This is a genomic window from Vogesella oryzae (genome assembly GCF_902829295.1).
Lineage (GTDB): Bacteria > Pseudomonadota > Gammaproteobacteria > Burkholderiales > Chromobacteriaceae > Vogesella > Vogesella oryzae.
The window spans coordinates 19,677-37,780 of record NZ_CADEPL010000057.1 but is presented as its reverse complement, the minus strand read 5'-3'; the positions used below and the strand labels follow the sequence as shown (position 1 = coordinate 37,780).

At 60.4% G+C, this 18,104-nt stretch carries 17 protein-coding genes; 12 read left to right on the top strand and 5 right to left on the bottom strand.

Going from position 1 to position 18,104, the window contains the following annotated elements; genetic code table 11:
• Positions 1–19: 19 nt before the first annotated feature.
• Both HU218_RS16360 and tsaE read right to left on the bottom strand, forming a co-directional pair.
• Complete coding sequence (locus tag HU218_RS16360; protein ID WP_174876008.1) at positions 20–1,258, bottom strand: N-acetylmuramoyl-L-alanine amidase; 1,239 nt, start codon at positions 1,256–1,258, stop codon at positions 20–22.
• Positions 1,219–1,707 (bottom strand): tRNA (adenosine(37)-N6)-threonylcarbamoyltransferase complex ATPase subunit type 1 TsaE, encoded by a 489-nt coding sequence (gene tsaE / locus HU218_RS16355; protein ID WP_174876007.1) that lies wholly within the window; start codon positions 1,705–1,707, stop codon positions 1,219–1,221. Before tsaE ends, HU218_RS16360 begins: the two co-directional genes overlap by 40 nt.
• Between tsaE and queG the strand changes: the two genes are divergently transcribed.
• Positions 1,706–2,785: a tRNA epoxyqueuosine(34) reductase QueG gene (gene queG, locus HU218_RS16350; RefSeq protein ID WP_174876006.1), complete on the top strand. Its 1,080-nt coding sequence runs from the start codon at positions 1,706–1,708 to the stop codon at positions 2,783–2,785. The genes tsaE and queG overlap by 2 nt on opposite strands.
• A 40-nt stretch (positions 2,786–2,825) precedes the next feature.
• On the opposite strand, the gene HU218_RS16345 is transcribed toward queG, so the two are convergent.
• Positions 2,826–3,287: a GNAT family N-acetyltransferase gene (locus tag HU218_RS16345; protein WP_174876005.1), complete on the bottom strand. Its 462-nt coding sequence runs from the start codon at positions 3,285–3,287 to the stop codon at positions 2,826–2,828.
• Positions 3,287–3,706, bottom strand: a complete 420-nt coding sequence (locus tag HU218_RS16340; protein WP_174876004.1) for a MaoC family dehydratase — start codon at positions 3,704–3,706, stop codon at positions 3,287–3,289. The genes HU218_RS16345 and HU218_RS16340 overlap by 1 nt, the downstream gene beginning before the upstream one ends.
• 299 nt (positions 3,707–4,005) lie before the next feature.
• Between HU218_RS16340 and HU218_RS16335 the strand changes: the two genes are divergently transcribed.
• The 8 genes from HU218_RS16335 (at position 4,006) to HU218_RS16300 (ending at position 14,044) form a co-directional block, all read left to right on the top strand.
• Complete coding sequence (locus HU218_RS16335) at positions 4,006–4,755, top strand: electron transfer flavoprotein subunit beta/FixA family protein (protein ID WP_174876003.1); 750 nt, start codon at positions 4,006–4,008, stop codon at positions 4,753–4,755.
• Between the two features lie 3 nt (positions 4,756–4,758).
• Positions 4,759–5,691 carry an electron transfer flavoprotein subunit alpha/FixB family protein gene (locus HU218_RS16330; protein WP_174876002.1) on the top strand — a complete coding sequence of 311 codons (933 nt, stop codon included), beginning with the start codon at positions 4,759–4,761 and terminating at the stop codon, positions 5,689–5,691.
• Between the two features lie 176 nt (positions 5,692–5,867).
• A complete protein-coding gene (locus HU218_RS16325; RefSeq protein WP_174876001.1) occupies positions 5,868–7,652 on the top strand; it encodes an acyl-CoA dehydrogenase in 1,785 nt (594 codons plus the stop codon).
• 257 nt (positions 7,653–7,909) lie between these two features.
• Complete coding sequence (gene carA, locus HU218_RS16320) at positions 7,910–9,043, top strand: glutamine-hydrolyzing carbamoyl-phosphate synthase small subunit (protein WP_174876000.1); 1,134 nt, start codon at positions 7,910–7,912, stop codon at positions 9,041–9,043.
• A 14-nt stretch (positions 9,044–9,057) separates the two neighbouring features.
• Complete coding sequence (gene leuE / locus HU218_RS16315) at positions 9,058–9,702, top strand: leucine efflux protein LeuE (protein WP_174875999.1); 645 nt, start codon at positions 9,058–9,060, stop codon at positions 9,700–9,702.
• A 32-nt stretch (positions 9,703–9,734) separates the two neighbouring features.
• Positions 9,735–12,944: a carbamoyl-phosphate synthase large subunit gene (carB, locus tag HU218_RS16310; protein ID WP_174875998.1), complete on the top strand. Its 3,210-nt coding sequence runs from the start codon at positions 9,735–9,737 to the stop codon at positions 12,942–12,944.
• Between the two features lie 142 nt (positions 12,945–13,086).
• Positions 13,087–13,563: a transcription elongation factor GreA gene (gene greA / locus HU218_RS16305; protein WP_174875997.1), complete on the top strand. Its 477-nt coding sequence runs from the start codon at positions 13,087–13,089 to the stop codon at positions 13,561–13,563.
• A 49-nt stretch (positions 13,564–13,612) separates the two neighbouring features.
• Positions 13,613–14,044 carry a DUF4149 domain-containing protein gene (locus HU218_RS16300; protein WP_174875996.1) on the top strand — a complete coding sequence of 144 codons (432 nt, stop codon included), beginning with the start codon at positions 13,613–13,615 and terminating at the stop codon, positions 14,042–14,044.
• A 68-nt stretch (positions 14,045–14,112) separates the two neighbouring features.
• Here HU218_RS16300 and yhbY read toward each other — a convergent pair whose 3' ends face one another.
• Positions 14,113–14,439 (bottom strand): ribosome assembly RNA-binding protein YhbY, encoded by a 327-nt coding sequence (yhbY, locus tag HU218_RS16295; RefSeq protein ID WP_174875995.1) that lies wholly within the window; start codon positions 14,437–14,439, stop codon positions 14,113–14,115.
• 83 nt (positions 14,440–14,522) lie between these two features.
• On the opposite strand from yhbY, the gene rlmE reads away from it, so the two are divergent.
• From rlmE to folP, 3 genes are all read left to right on the top strand, one after another.
• Positions 14,523–15,143, top strand: coding sequence for a 23S rRNA (uridine(2552)-2'-O)-methyltransferase RlmE (gene rlmE, locus HU218_RS16290; RefSeq protein ID WP_174876029.1), 621 nt, complete (start codon positions 14,523–14,525; stop codon positions 15,141–15,143).
• Between the two features lie 69 nt (positions 15,144–15,212).
• The gene (gene ftsH / locus HU218_RS16285) at positions 15,213–17,120 is read left to right on the top strand and encodes an ATP-dependent zinc metalloprotease FtsH (RefSeq protein ID WP_174875994.1); all 1,908 of its coding nucleotides are present in this window, start codon (positions 15,213–15,215) and stop codon (positions 17,118–17,120) included.
• A gap of 106 nt (positions 17,121–17,226) precedes the next feature.
• On the top strand, positions 17,227–18,066 hold the full coding sequence (gene folP, locus HU218_RS16280) for a dihydropteroate synthase (RefSeq protein ID WP_174875993.1): 840 nt from the start codon (positions 17,227–17,229) through the stop codon (positions 18,064–18,066).
• The last annotated feature ends 38 nt before the right edge of the window (positions 18,067–18,104 follow it).

The following is an 18,104-nucleotide window of genomic DNA, read 5'->3' as shown; positions in this document are numbered from 1 at the left end:
GCATTGCAAGTTCTTAGGCTTACACGCGGGCGATGGCGGCGCCTTGGGCAAAATAACTGCGGACACCGGACAGGATGGCGTCGGCCATCTGTTGCTGGAAGTCCGGGTCAATCAGCTTCTGCTCTTCTTCCGGGTGGCTGATAAAAGCGGTTTCAACCAGAATGGACGGAATGTCCGGCGCTTTCAGTACCGCGAAACCAGCCTGTTCGACCTTGTCCTTGTGCAGCTTGTTCAGGCTGCTCAGCTTGCCTAATACCGATTTGCCCAGTTTCAGGCTGTCGTTGATGGTGGCGGTCTGGGTCAGGTCCAGCAGGGTATGGGCCAAGTACTTGTCCTTGCCGCCAATTTTTACGCCACCGACCATGTCGGCATCGTTCTGGGTTTTGGCCAAAAAGCGCGCCATGGTACTGGTGGCGCCGTTTTCCGAGAGCGCAAAGACCGACGAGCCGCGCGCGGTACGGTTATCGACGGCATCGGCGTGGACCGAAATGAACAGGTCAGCATTCAGGCGCCGAGCCTTGGCAACGCGGACGCCCAGCGGCAGGAAGACATCTTCGTCGCGGGTCAGGATTGCGCGCATATTCTTTTCGCCGTCGATCATTTTTTTCAGTTGACGGCTGATCTTCAGTACCACGTCTTTCTCTCGGATGCCGCTGGGACCGATCGCCCCCGGATCTTCACCGCCATGACCCGGGTCGATCACGATGGTGACGGTACGGCCGAGCGTGCCCTTGTCCTTGTTGTTGCGTGGTGCGGAATTGTCCAGTTGGCCCTTGTTGTAGTCTTCCAGCAGAGCCAGCAACGGGTCGTCCTGCTGCGCGTCTGCCGGGTAGAGGTCCAGCACCAGTCGATGCTGATATTCGCCGATCGGCTTTAGCGAGAAGATTTGCGGTTTGACCTCGTTGCGCAAGTCCAGCACCAGGCGCACGGTATCGTTATTGAACTGGCCGGCACGGGCCATGCGGATGAACGGGTCGGCGCTCTGAATCTGCTTGCCCAGATCCTGCAGAATGCCGGTGAGTTGTACCCCTTCCAGATCGACGACCAGACGATTGGGGTTGGCCAGCGAGAACTGCTTGTAGCGGATTTCGCTATTGGCTTCTATGGTTACCCGGGTGTAGGTGGAAGATGGCCATACGCGCACGGCCACAATCTGGCTGCTGGCGGCAAAGCCAACCCGGCTGACAGTGAGCAGAAAAGTGGCGGCGGCAGCGCCGATCAGCTTGCGGCGGTCAGAGTCTGGTAGCGGGCGAGACATGCGTTTCCTGTTTCACTGTGGGCAACAAGGCGGTAGTTGCGACCATCATTTGCCATCTGGAGTTCCAGTGACATGTCGGGGGCCGGTAGTGCACCGGCTGCTTTTTGCGGCCATTCCACGATGCAGAGACTATCGGATGCGAGGTAGTCGGCAAAGCCGGCATCAAACCATTCCCGTGGATCGTTGAAGCGGTACAGGTCGAAATGATGCACGGTGGCCATTGGCAGCGAATAGCTTTCCACCAAAGTATAGGTTGGGCTCTTTACTTTACCGCTGTAGCCGAGTCCGCGTAGCAAGCCGCGGGTGAAGGTGGTTTTCCCGGCACCCAGGTCACCATGCAGTTGCAGTTGCAGACCGGCTTGCAGGCAGTTGGCCAGTGTCTGGCCAAGGTGCAGGGTGGCTGCTTCGTCGGCGAGAAAGCCCGCGACACTGGTATGATCCGTCGCCATGAATGAAATGTCCGGTCAAAACGAGAATTATCGCCATTTGGCTCGCCAAATCAAGGCTTGGGCGCAGGAGCTCGGCTTTGCCGAGGCGCGGATTACCCGTGCCGAGCTGCCGGTGGAAGCCGAAGCCACCTTGGCTGCATGGCTGGCAGAGGGCTGTCATGGCGAGATGGAGTACATGGCTCGTCATGGCAATCTGCGGTTGCGCCCGGCCGAGCTGGTGCCGGGCACGCTGCGGGTAATCAGCCTGCGCATGCATTACTGGCCGGAAGAAGCGGCAGCCTCGGATGCCGTGTTGGCGGATAGCTCCCGCGCCTATATCTCGCGCTATGCGCTGGGGCGGGATTATCACAAGGTGCTACGTAACCGGCTGCAGAAGCTGGCCGAACGGATCTCGGTGCATGAGCCGTCACACCAGTTCCGGGTATTTACCGACAGCGCGCCGCTGGCCGAGGTGGCGTTGGCCGCGCAGGCCGGGCAGGGCTGGCGCGGCAAGCACACGCTGCTGCTCAACAAGCAGCAAGGCTCGCTGTTCTTTCTCGGCGAAATTCTGACCAACCTGCCGTTGCCGGAAGATGACAGCGAGGTCGGGCACTGTGGCCGCTGCACGCGCTGTCTCGATATCTGTCCGACTGCCGCCATCGTGGCGCCCTACAAGGTGGATGCGCGGCGCTGCATTTCCTATCTCACCATCGAGCTGAAAGGTGTGATTCCGGAGCCGCTGCGGCCGTTGATCGGCAATCGGGTCTACGGTTGCGACGATTGCCAGTTGGCCTGTCCGTGGAACCGCTTTGCGGTGCCAACGGCAGAGGCCGACTTCGCTGTGCGTCACGGCTTGGACGATGTCTGCTTGCTGGAGTTGTTTGCCTGGGATGAGGCAACGTTCCAGCAGCGCATGGCAGGTAGTCCGATTTATCGTATCGGCTACGCCAAGTGGTTGTCCAACCTCGCCATCGGACTGGGCAATGCGGCCTATGATCCGGCGATTGTTGTTGCTTTGCAGCAGCGGCAGGAAGATGACAATGACTGGGTGCGCGAGTCGGTGATTTGGGCGCTACAGCGACAGGCAGAAGGGCGGTAGTAGCAATAAAGGTTGGCCGCATGCGGCCAACCTTGTGTGCTTACCGGAGTGGCTTGGTGAAGTGGAACGAAGAAATCACGAAGCCGTGACGGAAGTACAGCTTGTGGGCCGCGGTGCGCCAGGTGCCGGAGTCCAGCACCACAAAGCCGCAGCCATGCTGGCGCGCCTCGGCTTCCAGCCAGTCCAGCATCTGGCTGCCGACACCCTGCGAGCGCACGCTGTCGTCGGTGACCAGATCATCGACGTAAAGCCGCATGTCTTCGTAAGTGTTCTCGTAGATGCGGTACAGCCCGAGCGCTACCACGTTGCCGCCGGCATCCAGGGCGGCAATCAGCCGGGCGCCGAAGCCGCAGATGCGGGCCATTTTGGCGTGATAGCTGGCGGCATCGTTTGGCAGCATCGGGCGCAACTGGCGATGAACCGGCAGGGCTGCCGCCAGCAGGGCCGGTTCCACGATCTGGCCGTGTGCATCACACAGCCTGACAATGCGCAGTGCGTCCATCAGTCGGTGCGGGACGGTGCAATGACCAGCGATTCGCCTTCCAGCACGACCTTGCCTTTTACCAGGCATGCGGTAGCGAACTTCACGCGCTTCTTGGCCGGGTCCAGCTCGGTGACGGTGACACGGGCGGTGACCGTTTCGCCAATTTTTACCGGCGCCTTGAACTTGGTGGATTGCGACAGATAGATGGTGCCGTTGCCCGGCAGGCGGGTACCGACCACGGTGGAGATCAAACCCGCGGTGAGCATGCCGTGCGCGATGCGGGTCTTGAACATCGAGGCTTCGGCGTATTCCTGATTGATGTGTACCGGGTTGTCGTCGCCAGACACGGCCGCAAACATCAGAATGTCGGCTTCGGTAATGGTTTTGGCGTACTCGGCGGAATCGCCGATCTTGATGTCTTCAAAAAAAACCGTCATGGGAACTCCCTTTGCAAGGTGACTATCGCGACAGCCGCCAGTGCCTGGCCACTGTTAACCTGGGTGTGCTCCTGCCTGTATCTTGTTGTTATGACGTGCTCAATGCTGCGCTGCATTCTTGCATGCTTTCCCCCAAATGCAAATTGCGAGGAAATCGCGTAATATCTCCTCACCCCTGTTGTACTGCAGTTGCTTTGTAGTCAATTCACCAATTAAACGCTCGTTTAAACGTGTGCCTGGCGCCTGCCGCGTGGCAACACGATACGGGCTGTTTCAACCAGAGAGTTCGCTGGAGGAATATGAAAGCTCTAGTCGCTGTGAAGCGCGTTGTGGATTACAACGTGAAAGTGCGCGTCAAGGCTGACGGCACCGATGTGGATGTGGCCAACGTCAAGTTCTCGATGAACCCGTTCGACGAAATCGCGGTGGAAGAAGCTGTGCGCCTGAAGGAAGCCGGCAAGGTCACCGAGATCGTGGTGGTATCGATGGGGGTGAAGCAGTGCGAGGAAACCCTGCGCACTGCACTGGCCATGGGTGCCGATCGCGCCATCCTGGTGGAAACCGATGCCGAGCTGCAGCCGTTGGCGGTGGCCAAGCTGCTGAAGGCCGTTGCCGATAAAGAGCAGCCACAGCTGCTGATCGTGGGCAAACAGGCCATCGACGACGACGCCAACCAGACCGGGCAGATGACTGCCGCGCTGCTGGGCTGGGCGCAAGGCACTTTCGCCTCCAAGGTGGACGTGGCTGCCGAAACCGTGGACGTGACCCGTGAAGTGGACGGTGGTCTGGAAACCGTCAAGCTGCGCCTGCCGGCGGTGGTCACCACCGACCTGCGCCTGAACGAGCCGCGCTACGTCAAGCTGCCGAACATCATGGCCGCCAAGAAAAAGCCGCTGGACAAGACCTCCCCGGCCGATCTGGGCGTGGATGTAGCTCCGCGTCTGAAGACCCTGAAAGTGGCCGAACCGGCCAAGCGCTCCGCCGGCATCAAGGTAGCCAACGCTGCCGAGCTGGTGGCCAAACTCAAGAACGACGCAAAGGTGCTGTAAGCCATGGCTATTCTCGTTATCGCTGAACACGACAACCAGAGCCTGAAAGCAGGCACTCTCAACACCGTTACCGCTGCCGCCAAGCTGGGCGAGGTGCATGTGCTGGTAGCCGGCCACAACGCTGCTGCCGCCGCCGATGCCGCCAAGTCCGTGGCTGGTGTCGCCAGGGTGCTGCTGGCAGACAGTGTGGCTTACGCGCACGGTCTGGCCGAGAACCTGGCGCCGTTGGTGGTGGAGCTGGCCAAGGGCTACAGCCACGTGCTGGCACCGGCGACCTCCTACGGCAAGAACCTGCTGCCGCGCGTGGCTGCACTGCTGGACGTGGCGCAGATTTCCGACATCATCGCCATCGAATCCGCCGATACCTTCGTGCGTCCGGTTTACGCCGGCAACGTGCTGGCCACCGTGCAGTCGTCCGACAGCATCAAGGTCATCACCGTGCGTACCACTGCATTTGAAGCGGCTGCCAGCGGTGGTGCGGCCAACGTGGAAAGCGTTGCCGCTGCTGCGGACGCGGCGCTGTCGAGCTTTGTCGGCCAGGAGCTGACCAAGTCCGACCGCCCGGAGCTGGGCGCTGCCAAGATCATCGTTTCCGGTGGTCGTGCGCTGGGTTCGGAAGAGCAGTTCAAGGCGGTGATCGAGCCGCTGGCTGACAAGCTGGGTGCTGCCGTTGGCGCTTCCCGCGCCGCGGTCGATGCCGGTTACGCGCCGAACGACTACCAGGTTGGCCAGACCGGCAAGGTCGTGGCGCCGCAGCTGTACGTGGCGGTGGGTATCTCCGGTGCCATCCAGCACCTGGCCGGCATGAAGGACTCCAAGGTGATCGTGGCGATCAACAAGGACGAAGAGGCGCCGATCTTCCAGGTGGCCGATTACGGCATTGTCGGTGACCTGTTCACCGTGGTGCCGGAGCTGATTGCCGAGCTGTCCAAGTAATACCCGTAGTACCCATAAAACAAGGCGTGGCGCTACGGTGCCACGTCATACAAGAAAGCCGGCCATGACCGGTTCGTCTGGGGAATTCCTGTCGCAGCAGCGACAGGCATGTCCGTTGGCGGACAGCATGGCCGGCTTTTTTGCACGACGATGGAAGTTATAGAGGAGCTTTACTCATGATCTACAAGGCACCAAGCAAGGACATCCGTTTTGCGCTCAACGAGCTGGCGGAGCTGCCGGCAATCTGCACCCTGCCGGGCTACGAGGACTGCACCGTCGAGCTGACCGATGCCATTCTGGAAGAGGGCGCCAAATTTGCCGAAAACGTGCTGGCGCCGATCAACAAGCTGGGCGACAAGGGGGCCAAGTGGTCACCGGATTTTAGCGTGACCGCTGCCGAAGGCTTCAAGGATGCCTGGCAACAGTATGTCGAGGCTGGCTGGGTAGGGCTGCGAGCCCCGGCCGAGTTTGGTGGCCAGGGCTTGCCGGCACTGGTGGCCATTGCGGCGGAAGAAATGTGGTGTTCGGCCAACCTGGCGTTCTCGCTGGCGCCGTTGCTGACGCTGGGGGCGGTGGAGGCCATCAACCACCACGCTTCCGAAGAGCTGAAAGCCGTCTACCTGCCGCGCATGTCCAGTGGCGAATGGACCGGCACCATGAACCTCACCGAGCCGCAGGCCGGTTCTGACTTGGCGCAGGTGCGCAGCAAGGCCGTGCCGGTAGGCGATGGCAGTTACAAAATCAGCGGCCAGAAGATTTTCATTACCTGGGGCGAGCACGATATGGCGGACAACATCGTCCACCTGGTGCTGGCCCGTCTGCCGGACGCCCCGGCCGGGGTGAAAGGCATCTCGCTGTTCATCGTGCCCAAGTTCCTGGTCAATGCCGATGGCCGCCTGGGGGCACGCAACGACGTGCGCTGCGTGTCGCTGGAGCACAAGCTGGGCATTCACGGCAGCCCCACCGCAGTGATGAGCTTTGGCGACGAGGGTGGCGCCATCGGCTACCTGGTGGGCGAGGCCAACAAGGGCCTGGGTTATATGTTCACCATGATGAACCACGCTCGTCTCGGTGTCGGTGTGGAGGGCATGGCGGTATCCGAGCGCGCCTATCAGAAGGCGGTGGAGTATGCCCGCGAGCGGGTGCAGAGCCGTGCTGTCGGTAGCCCCGACTCGGCTGGCGTGGCCATCATCCGTCATCCGGATGTGCGTCGCATGCTGATGACCATGAAAGCGCAGATCGAAGCACAGCGTGCGCTGGCCTTTTACGCGGCTGCCGCGCTGGATCGTGCTGCCCGCCACCCGGTGGCCAGCGAAGCGGCGCGCAATCAGGCGCTGGTGAATTTCCTGATCCCCATCGTAAAAGGCTGGAATACCGAGCAGGCCAACGAGATCACCAGTCTGGCTGTGCAGGTGCATGGCGGCATGGGCTTCATCGAGGAGACTGGCGTAGCCCAGTACTACCGCGATGCGCGCATCACCGCCATCTACGAAGGCACTACCGGTATCCAGGCGCTGGATCTGATCGGACGCAAAACCGCGGCAGAGGATGGCGCGACTGCCCGCTGGTTGCTGGAAGAGGTGCGTACCACCGCTCGCAAGTTGGCCGCAGCCGGATTCGACACTGTGGCGGCCAACCTTGAAGCGGCAGCCAAGGATGCCGAGCGCTGTGTAGCGTTTATCCTCGAAACCTTTGGTGGCAATCCGGCCCTGGCGGCCGCCGGCTCGGTGCCATTCCTCAAATTGATGGGCATTGTGCTCGGTGGCTGGATGATGGGACGGGCGGCACTGGTCGCCAAGGCGCAGCTGGCAGACGACGATGCCGATGCCGGTTTCCTGTCCGCCAAGATCGTTACCGCGCGTTTCTATGCCGAGCATCTGCTGCCGCAAGTCGGCGGCTTGGCGGCGGCAATCGTGCATGGTGCCGATAGTGTGCTGGAGCTGGACGAAGAGCTGTTCTGAGTGACAAGCAAGGCGCCCCGGAGTCGGGGCGTTTTGCTATCCGGAGAAGGTGGTATGCGCGGTGTTGACGGAAACGGCAGCCGGCGTGACGCTGGCGGCAGCCTGCCTTTTTGCGGCGCTGTCCGCCAGGACGGCTTGCCGAAAAGCGATTTCGTGTTACAATCGAAAAGTTTATCCGAACGGGGCATGCGCAAGGCGCGCGGTGTCCCGTTTGTTGTATAAGTGATTAAAAAAACACTATTTTCAGGAGCCAGCCAGTGACAACCGTACCCGCGATTCTTGCCTTGGCTGACGGCACGCTGTTTAAAGGCGTCGCCATCGGAGCCAATGGCCACACCGTCGGAGAGGTGGTATTCAATACCGCCATTACCGGTTATCAGGAGATCCTTACCGATCCGTCCTACACCCGGCAGATCGTCACCCTGACTTATCCGCATATTGGTAATGTCGGCGCGAACTCGGAAGATACCGAGTCCCGCGCCGTTTTTGCATCCGGTCTGATCATCCGTGATCTACCGCTGTTGCACAGCAATTTCCGTGCTGAAGCCTCGCTGTCGGATTACCTCAAGCAGAACAATGTCGTCGCCATCGCCGACATCGACACCCGCAAACTCACCCGCATGCTGCGCGAAAAAGGCGCCCAGTCCGGCTGCATCATGGCTGGTGACATCGATGAGGCCAAGGCTATCGAACTGGCACGCGGCTTTGGCAGCATGGCTGGCCAGGATCTGGCCCAGGTCGTTACCTGCGAGCAACCGTACCAGTGGAACACCCGTGAATGGCGTCTGGGTCAGGGCTATACCGCCCAAACCGACACCCCGTTCCACGTGGTGGCCTACGACTTCGGCGTCAAGCACAACATCCTGCGCATGCTCGCCGAGCGCGGCTGCAAGCTCACCGTGGTGCCGGCCAAAACGCCGGCCAAGGACGTGCTGGCACTGAATCCGAATGGCGTATTCCTGTCCAACGGCCCGGGCGATCCGGAACCGTGCGACTACGCCATCGCCGCCATCCGCGACATTCTGGATACCAAGCTGCCGGTATTCGGCATTTGCCTGGGGCACCAGTTGTTGGGCCTGGCATCCGGCGGCAAAACTTCCAAGATGAAGTTCGGCCATCACGGTGCCAACCACCCGGTGCAGGACCTGGATTCCGGCCGCGTGATGATCACCAGCCAGAACCATGGCTTCCAGGTAGATGAAACCAGTCTGCCGGCCAACGTGCGCGTGACGCATCGTTCGCTGTTCGACGGCACTGTGCAGGGTATCGCGCTGACCGACCGTCCGGCGTTCTCCTTCCAGGGGCACCCGGAAGCGAGCCCGGGTCCGGAAGACGTGGCCTACCTGTTCGACCGCTTCATCGCTGCCATGGCAGAACGCAAGACCGCCTGATCAAGGAGCGCATCATGTTTGGCATAACCGACCTGACCACCTACATCCTCGGCACCATCTTCATTGTGCTGCTGCCGGGGCCCAACTCGATGTATGTGCTGTCCGTCGCTGCCCAGCGCGGCGTCAAGGCCGGTTTTGCCGGGGCCGCCGGCGTTTTCGTCGGCGACTTCATCCTGATGACACTTGCTGCCACTGGCGCGGCAGGCTTGCTGAAAGCCAATCCGGCGCTGTTTGCCGTGGTCAAGTACCTGGGCGGCGGCTATCTGGCGTGGCTGGGTATCAACATGCTGCGTGCAGCGTTGCAGGCATTGCGCAACAGCAGTCGTGGCGAAGCAGTCGCCACCAGAACAGTGAATGCGGCCAACCCCTTCGTGCGGGCGTTGGTCATCAGCCTGATGAATCCCAAGGCGATCCTGTTCTTCGTGTCCTTCTTCGTGCAGTTTGTTGACCCGGCCTATGCCTATCCGGCGCTGACCTTCGCGATCCTCGGCGGCATCCTGCAGTGCTTTAGCGCGCTGTACCTGACCACCATCATCGTTGCCGGCTTCCGCCTGGCCGAGGCGTTCCGCCGCCGTCGCAAGTTGGCCGCATCGCTGTCCGGCACTGCCGGTGCGATGTTTGTCGGTTTTGGCGCCAAGTTGGCTGCAGCTAGCCTGTGAACTGAATCATTGAATTGAATTGAGCGAATACGATGCCGAAACGTACTGATATCAAAAGCATTCTCATTATTGGCGCCGGCCCGATCGTTATCGGCCAGGCGTGCGAATTCGACTACTCCGGCGCCCAGGCCTGCAAGGCGCTGCGGGAAGAGGGTTACAAAGTCATCCTGGTGAACTCCAACCCGGCCACCATCATGACCGACCCGAACATGGCCGACGTCACCTACATCGAGCCGATTACCTGGCAGGTGGTGGAAAAAATCATCGCCAAGGAGCGTCCGGACGCGATCCTGCCGACCATGGGCGGCCAGACCGCGCTGAACTGCGCGCTGGACCTGGCGCGCAACGGCGTGCTGGACAAGTACAAGGTCGAGCTGATCGGTGCTACCGAAGACGCCATCGACAAGGCGGAAGACCGCGGCCGCTTCAAGGAAGCCATGGCCAAGATCGGCCTGTCCTGCCCGCTGTCCTTCGTCTGCCACACCATGGAAGAGTCGCTGGAAGCACAGGCCAAGGTCGGCTTCCCGACCCTGATCCGTCCGTCATTCACCATGGGCGGCTCCGGTGGCGGCATCGCCTACAACAAGGAAGAGTTCCTGGCCATCTGCGAGCGCGGCTTCGAAGCGTCGCCGACCCACGAACTGCTGATCGAACAATCCGTACTCGGCTGGAAAGAGTACGAGATGGAAGTGGTACGTGACCGCAACGACAACTGCATCATCATCTGCTCGATCGAAAACTTCGACCCGATGGGCGTGCACACCGGCGACTCCATCACCGTGGCCCCGGCGCAGACGCTGACCGACAAGGAATACCAGATCATGCGTAACGCCTCGCTGGCGGTGCTGCGTGAAATCGGTGTCGATACCGGCGGCTCCAACGTGCAGTTCGCGACCAATCCGGATACCGGCGAGATGATCGTGATCGAGATGAACCCGCGTGTATCGCGTTCCTCGGCACTGGCCTCCAAGGCAACCGGCTTCCCGATCGCCAAGGTCGCTGCCAAGCTGGCGGTGGGTTACACCTTGGACGAGCTGCGCAACGAGATCACCGGTGGCGTGACTCCGGCATCGTTCGAACCGTCCATCGACTACGTGGTTACCAAGATTCCGCGTTTTGCCTTCGAGAAATTCCCGCAGGCCGATGATCGTCTGACTACGCAGATGAAGTCGGTGGGCGAAGTGATGGCCATGGGCCGCACGCTGCAGGAATCGATGCAAAAGGCGCTGCGTGGCCTGGAAACCGGTCTGTCCGGTTTCAATCCGGTGACCAGCAACGAAGAAACCATCCGTCACGAGCTGGGCGCGCCGGGTCCTGAGCGTATCCTGTACGTGGCAGACGCTTTCCGTATCGGCATGAGCCGTGACGACATCTTTGCCGTCAGCAAGATCGATCCGTGGTTCCTGGCGCAGATCGAAGATCTGGTCGGTGAAGAACAAGCGCTGGCCGGCCGCAAGGTTGACAGTCTGGGCTATGACGAACTGCGTCGCCTGAAGCGCAAGGGCTTCTCAGACCGCCGTCTGGGCGAACTGCTGGGTACCGACCAGGCCGCCGTGCGCGCGCATCGCTGGAACCTGCAACTGCATCCGGTGTACAAGCGGGTGGATACCTGCGCCGCGGAATTCGCGACCAATACCGCCTACATGTACTCCACTTACGAAGAAGAGTGCGAGTCCAATCCGACCGATCGCAAGAAGATCATGGTGCTGGGTGGCGGCCCGAACCGTATCGGCCAGGGTATCGAGTTTGACTACTGCTGCGTGCATGCGGCACTGAGCCTGCGTGAGTCCGGTTTTGAGACCATCATGGTCAACTGCAACCCGGAAACCGTATCCACCGACTACGACACCTCCGATCGCCTGTACTTCGAACCGCTGACGCTGGAAGACGTACTGGAAATCTGCCGCGTGGAAAAGCCGTTCGGCGTGATTGTGCAGTACGGTGGCCAGACGCCGCTGAAACTGGCGCGCGCGCTGGAGGCCAACGGCGTGCCCATCATCGGTACCAGCCCGGACATGATCGATGCCGCTGAAGACCGCGAGCGCTTCCAGCTGTTGCTGAACGATCTGGGTCTGAAGCAGCCGCCGAACCGTACCGCGCGTACACCGGCCGATGCCATGCGTCTGGCCGAAGAAATCGGTTACCCGTTGGTGGTGCGTCCGTCCTATGTGCTGGGTGGCCGCGCGATGGAAATCGTGCATGAGCCGTCCGATCTGGAGCGCTATATGCGCGAAGCGGTGAAGGTGTCCAACGACAGCCCGGTGCTGCTGGACCGCTTCCTGAATGACGCCATCGAAGTCGACGTGGATTGCATCTCCGACGGTACCGACGTGGTGATCGGCGGCATCATGCAGCACGTGGAACAGGCTGGCGTACACTCCGGCGACTCCGCCTGCTCGCTGCCGCCGTACAGCCTGTTCCCGGCGGTACAGGACGAAATCCGTCGCCAGACCGAGGCCATGGCGCGTGCGCTGAATGTGGTTGGTCTGATGAACGTGCAGTTCGCTATTCAGGGCGACACCATCTACGTGCTGGAAGTGAACCCGCGTGCCTCGCGTACCGTGCCGTTCGTGTCCAAGGTGACTTCCGCGCCGCTGGCCAAGATTGCTGCCCGCGCCATGGCCGGCATCAGCCTCAAGGAGCAGGGTTTCACTAAGGAAGTGGTGCCGCCGTACTACGCGGTGAAGGAAGCGGTATTCCCGTTCATCAAGTTCCCGGGTGTGGACACCATCCTGGGGCCGGAAATGAAATCCACCGGTGAAGTGATGGGGGTTGGCCGCACCTTCGCCGAAGCCTTCATCAAGAGCCAGCTGGGTGCCGGCGACAAGCTGCCGCGCACCGGCAAGGTGTTCCTGTCGCTGCGTCAAAGCGACAAGGAAGGTGGCATCGAAGTGGCGCGCGAACTGCAGAAGCTGGGCTTCGGCGTCTGCGCCACCCGCGGTACCGCCAAGGCACTGGCCGAGGCAGGCATCGTGGTGCAGGTGGTGAACAAGGTGAACGAAGGTCGTCCGCACATCGTCGACATGATCAAGAATGGCGAAATCGACATTCTGTTCAATACCGTTGACGAGAAGCGTCAGGCGATCCAGGACAGCCATGCCATCCGTCGCTCCGCGCTGCAGATGCGCGTGCCGCAGTACACCACCCTGGCAGGTGCCAAGGCCGTATGTGTCGGCCTGTCGCATGTCGATGACTTCGATGTTTACAGCGTGCAGCAGCTGCACGCCGAAGTGCAGGGCTGAGCGGATTTGCCTGCGGCCAACCTTTGAACCGCAGGCAAAATCCCGTTACAATTCGCGCTGACAACATCGTCCGCCAAGCCGCCGTCCTGTACGGCGGCTTGCGCTTTTATCATGGGGCGGGAAGGCCCCCGGAGAACAGAACATGATCAAAGTCCCGCTGACTGTACGCGGTGCCGAGCTGCTCAAGGCCGAATTGCAACGCCTGAAGAGCGTGGAGCGTCCGTCGGTGATCGAGGCGATTGCCGAAGCGCGCGCGCAGGGCGACCTGTCGGAAAACGCCGAATACGATGCGGCCAAAGAGCGCCAGGCGTTTGTGGAAGGCCGCATTGCCGAGCTGGAAGGCAAAATCTCCAATGCCCAGATTATCGATCCGCTGGAACTGAACGCCGATGGCCGCATCGTGTTTGGTGCTACCGTCAAACTGATGGATCTGGAAAGCGAAGATGAAGTGACCTACCAGATCGTGGGCGACGATGAAGCTGACATCAAGGATGGCAAGGTGTCCATCAACTCGCCGATCGCGCGCGCGCTGATCGGCAAGGAAGGTGGCGACGTGGCTGAAGTACTGGCCCCGGGCGGCATCCGCGAATATGAAATTCTGGACGTACTCTATATCTGACGCAGCCTGATGGCATGCTGTCTGCCAGTGTGGCCGAACAGGGGGTTGAATGAACGGTTTGCGTGAAATTGCCCGTACGCTGTGGATTGGCGGCATGTGGGTGGTGGGCATTATCGTGGCGCCGGTGCTGTTTTCGACGCTGAATAATGTGACCGCCGGCATGGTGGCAGGAAAGTTGTTTGCAGCTATCGCCTGGGTAGGGCTGGTGTGCAGCGTATTCCTGATGGCGGAGCTGGTGCTGCGCAATGGCGCCAGGGCATTGAAAAGCGGGGCGTTCTGGTTGTTGGTGGGGATGCTGGTGTGCATCATCATCAACCACTTCGCGGTGACTCCGATTATTGCCGGTTTGAAAGCTCAGATGAACCATGCTGCCGAAGGTCTATTTGGCGGCGGCTTTGCCACCTGGCATGCGATTTCCAGTCTGATCTATCTGGTGCAGAGCCTGATGGGGCTGATGTATATCCTGAGCAACGATAATTAATTGTCGCAGGCAGCAAAAAAGCGGTGGCATGCCACCGCTTTTTTCTCGTGCCGGTAACCGTATCGCTGTTACGGGCGGGCCTTCAGCGCTTTCTTGCTCTTGGGCAGTTCGATCAGCTGCTTGTCGGATGGGCGGTACATAACCAGCAGTTTGCCGATATGCTGAACCTGGCCGGCGCCCAGTTCGTCGCAGATCTTGTCGTACATCGCCACGCGGGCATCGCGATCATCGCCTTGAACGCGAACCTTGATCAGCTCGTGGGCATCCAGATTGATAGCGATTTCGCGGATAACCGACTCGGTCAGGCCGTTATTGCCGATCATCACCACCGGGTTCAACGAGTGGGCCAGACCTTTCAGGTATTGGCGCTGGACTGTGGTCAGTTCGATTTTCATTTATTGCTTCAAGTTTCAGATTAAAAAGCGATTTTACTAGAGTTTGGCCCAATCCCCAACGGGGATTTTTGATGCAGGAATTCATCATGGCACGCAGCAAAACCAGCAATGCCTGGCTGAAAGAACATGTTAACGACGCATATGTGCAGATGGCACAGAAAGATGGCTATCGTGCCCGTGCGGCCTACAAGCTGCTGGAGATCAATGAAAAGGATAAATTGATCCGTCCGGGCACTATTCTGGCCGATCTGGGGTCTGCTCCAGGGAGCTGGTCGCAGGTGGCGGCACGGATCGTCGGAGATAACGGCAAGGTCTTTGCGCTGGATATCCTGCCGATGGACCCGATTCCGGACGTGGCATTCATCCAGGGGGATTTTCGCGAGCAGGAAGTGCTGGATGAATTTGTCGCCTTGCTTGGCGGGCGCGAACTTGACCTTGTAATTTCCGACATGGCGCCCAATATCTCCGGGATGAGTAGTATCGATCAGGCGCGCAGTTTTCACCTGACCGAGCTGGCACTGGAATTCGCTCGCGATCACTTGAAACCGGGCGGCAGCTTTCTCGTCAAAGTGTTTCAGGGGAGTGAATTCCAGGATTACATGAAAGCCATGCGTGAATTGTTTACCGAAGTGGTAACGCGCAAGCCCAAAGCTTCGCGCGATCGCTCCAGTGAAATCTACCTGCTGGGCAAGGGTCGTCGCTGACAGCCTGCCTGCCCCAGTTTACAATCAGATAACCATTTACCTTGTCAGGGCACATAGGAGCACGCTCTTGTGAACAATATCGGTAAGAATATAGCGATCTGGGTGATCATCGGTCTGGTACTGATGACCGTGTTTAACCAGTTCACCAAACGTCAGGAAACACAGAACCAGATCGAGTACTCGCAATTCATCAGCGATGTCGAAACCGGCAAGGTGCAATCTCTTACCATCGAAGGTAACCCGTTACGCGGGCAGTGGATTCGCGGCAAACGCAATGACGGTTCGCAGTTCAGCTCTTTTGCGCCGCTGGATACCAAGCTGGTGGATGTGCTGATCAACAACAATGTGCGCTTCTCTGCCAAGCCGGAGGAAGAGCCGTCCATGCTGATGAACATCTTCATCAGCTGGTTCCCGATGCTGTTGCTGATCGGTGTGTGGTTCTTCTTCATGCGCCAGATGCAGGGCGGCGGCAAGGGCGGTGCATTCTCGTTCGGCAAGAGCAAGGCGCGCATGCTGGATCAGGACACCAATACCGTGACCTTTGCCGATGTGGCCGGTTGTGACGAGGCCAAGGAAGAGGTGAAGGAGATCGTCGACTACCTGCGCGACCCGACCCGCTACCAGAGTCTGGGTGGTCGCATTCCGCGCGGCATCCTGCTGGCAGGCAGCCCGGGTACCGGTAAGACGCTGCTGGCGAAGGCCATCGCCGGTGAAGCCAAGGTACCGTTCTTCAGCATTTCCGGTTCCGATTTCGTGGAAATGTTCGTCGGTGTCGGCGCCTCTCGCGTACGCGACATGTTCGAGCAAGCCAAGAAAAACGCGCCATGCATCATCTTTATCGATGAAATCGACGCTGTCGGCCGTCAGCGAGGCGCCGGCCTCGGCGGCGGTAACGACGAACGCGAACAGACCCTCAACCAGCTGCTGGTGGAGATGGATGGTTTCGAAACCAACCAGACCGTGATCGTGATTGCCGCTACCAACCGTCCGGACGTACTCGACCCTGCGCTGCAGCGTCCGGGCCGTTTTGACCGCCAGGTGGTGGTGCCGCTGCCGGATATTCGTGGTCGCGAACAGATTCTGGGCGTGCACATGCGCAAAGTACCGATTGCTGCCGACGTGGACGCATCGGTTATCGCCCGCGGTACGCCTGGTTTTTCCGGTGCCGATCTGGCCAACCTGGTGAACGAGGCGGCCTTGTTCGCCGCGCGTCGCAGCAAGCGTCTGGTTGATATGCTGGATTTCGAATCCGCCAAGGACAAGATCATGATGGGCGCGGAACGTCGCTCCATGGTGATGTCCGAAGAGGAGAAAAAGAATACCGCGTATCACGAGTCCGGCCACGCCATCGTTGCCAAACTGCTGCCGAAGTCTGATCCGGTGCATAAGGTCACCATCATCCCGCGCGGTCGTGCGCTGGGTGTGACCATGCAGCTGCCGGAAGAAGACCGCTATGCGTATGACCGTGGTTATCTGCTGGATCGCATCGCTATTCTGTTCGGTGGCCGTATCGCCGAAGAATTGTTCATGAACCAGATGACGACCGGTGCCAGCAACGACTTCGAGCGCGCCACCCAGATGGCTCGCGACATGGTGACCCGTTACGGTATGTCCGACAAACTGGGGCCGATGGTGTACGGCGAGAACGAGGGGGAAATCTTCCTCGGCCGCTCGGTCACCACCCACAAGAACCTGTCCGAAGCCACCATGCAGCAGGTGGATCAGGAAATTCGCCGCATCATCGACCAGCAGTACGCGCTGGCTCGCCGCCTGCTGGACGAGAACCGCGACAAGGTGGAGGCAATGACCGCCGCGCTGCTGGAGTGGGAAACCATCGATGCCGAGCAGATCAACGACATCATGGATGGCCGCCCGCCGCGTCCGCCGAAACCGGGTGGTGGTTTTGCCAAACCTTCCGAGCCGAAGAACCCGCCGCCGGCTCCAGAAGCCAGCGCTACACCGGCACAGGAAGTGTAAGCCGGCGACCGGCTTGCCAACCCAGGGCCGCAGCCTTAAGCTGCGGCCTTGTTTTTTCTCCGCCGCGCCAGTCGGTGCGGCCACAGTCCAACGCGGTGCGGCCAACATGCAGCCATTTGTTTGCGGGCGCTTTACGCTCGATCTGACCCGTCCTCTGGTGATGGGCATCCTTAACGTTACTCCCGACTCTTTTTCCGATGGCGGCCGCTATGATCGGCTGGATAACGCGCTGGCGCGTGCCGAAGCACTGCTGGCCGAAGGGGCCGATATCCTCGATATCGGTGGCGAGTCAACCCGGCCGGGTGCACCGTTTGTCAGCCCGGAGGAAGAGTTGCAGCGGGTGCTGCCGGTGCTGGAAAAGCTGGTGGCGCTGAATGTGCCGCTGTCGCTGGATACCCGTCGTACCAGCGTGATGCGGGCGGCGTTGGCAGCCGGTGCGGTTGACCTGATCAACGATGTGTCGGCACTGGAGGACGAGGGCGCGCTGGCGCTGGTGGCTGCGGCCAACGTCGGCGTCTGCCTGATGCACAAGCAGGGCAACCCGGACAATATGCAGCACAAGCCGCAGTATCGGGACGTGGTCGAGGAGGTGGGCGACTACCTGGCGCGCCGCGTGGCCTTGTGCCGCGAACATGGCGTGGCAGCCGCGCGACTGCTGGGCGACCCGGGGTTCGGCTTTGGCAAGACGCTGGAGCACAACCTGGCGTTGCTGCGCGAGTTACCGCGACTGGAGGCCATGGCCGGTGTGCCGTTGCTGGTCGGCATGTCGCGCAAGTCGATGTTGGGAGCCGTTACCGGCGAGGCGCAGCCGGACCAGCGCTTGGGCGCCAGCGTGGCGGCGGCGCTGTTGGCCGCACAACGCGGGGCCAAAATCATCCGGGTACATGATGTAAAAGCTACGCGCCAGGCGCTGCAGCTATGGCAAGCAGTAGCGGATAGCGAATAATTCAGAAGGTTGGCAGCCGGTCGAGTGCCGGCGCTAGA

Excerpts from the sequence above, each read along its gene's own strand:
- HU218_RS16325 (WP_174876001.1), top strand. The coding sequence starts at position 5,868 with ATGATCTACAAGGCACCAAGCAAGGACATCCGTTTTGCGCTCAACGAG.
- HU218_RS16335 (WP_174876003.1), top strand. The coding sequence starts at position 4,006 with ATGAAAGCTCTAGTCGCTGTGAAGCGCGTTGTGGATTACAACGTGAAA.
- tsaE (WP_174876007.1), bottom strand. The coding sequence starts at position 1,707 with ATGGCGACGGATCATACCAGTGTCGCGGGCTTTCTCGCCGACGAAGCA.
- folP (WP_174875993.1), top strand. The coding sequence starts at position 17,227 with ATGCAGCCATTTGTTTGCGGGCGCTTTACGCTCGATCTGACCCGTCCT.
- leuE (WP_174875999.1), top strand. The coding sequence starts at position 9,058 with ATGTTTGGCATAACCGACCTGACCACCTACATCCTCGGCACCATCTTC.
- HU218_RS16345 (WP_174876005.1), bottom strand. The coding sequence starts at position 3,287 with ATGGACGCACTGCGCATTGTCAGGCTGTGTGATGCACACGGCCAGATC.
- HU218_RS16360 (WP_174876008.1), bottom strand. The coding sequence starts at position 1,258 with ATGTCTCGCCCGCTACCAGACTCTGACCGCCGCAAGCTGATCGGCGCT.
- yhbY (WP_174875995.1), bottom strand. The coding sequence starts at position 14,439 with ATGAAAATCGAACTGACCACAGTCCAGCGCCAATACCTGAAAGGTCTG.
- greA (WP_174875997.1), top strand. The coding sequence starts at position 13,087 with ATGATCAAAGTCCCGCTGACTGTACGCGGTGCCGAGCTGCTCAAGGCC.
- queG (WP_174876006.1), top strand. The coding sequence starts at position 1,706 with ATGAATGAAATGTCCGGTCAAAACGAGAATTATCGCCATTTGGCTCGC.
- HU218_RS16340 (WP_174876004.1), bottom strand. The coding sequence starts at position 3,706 with ATGACGGTTTTTTTTGAAGACATCAAGATCGGCGATTCCGCCGAGTAC.
- HU218_RS16300 (WP_174875996.1), top strand. The coding sequence starts at position 13,613 with ATGAACGGTTTGCGTGAAATTGCCCGTACGCTGTGGATTGGCGGCATG.
- carB (WP_174875998.1), top strand. The coding sequence starts at position 9,735 with ATGCCGAAACGTACTGATATCAAAAGCATTCTCATTATTGGCGCCGGC.
- HU218_RS16330 (WP_174876002.1), top strand. The coding sequence starts at position 4,759 with ATGGCTATTCTCGTTATCGCTGAACACGACAACCAGAGCCTGAAAGCA.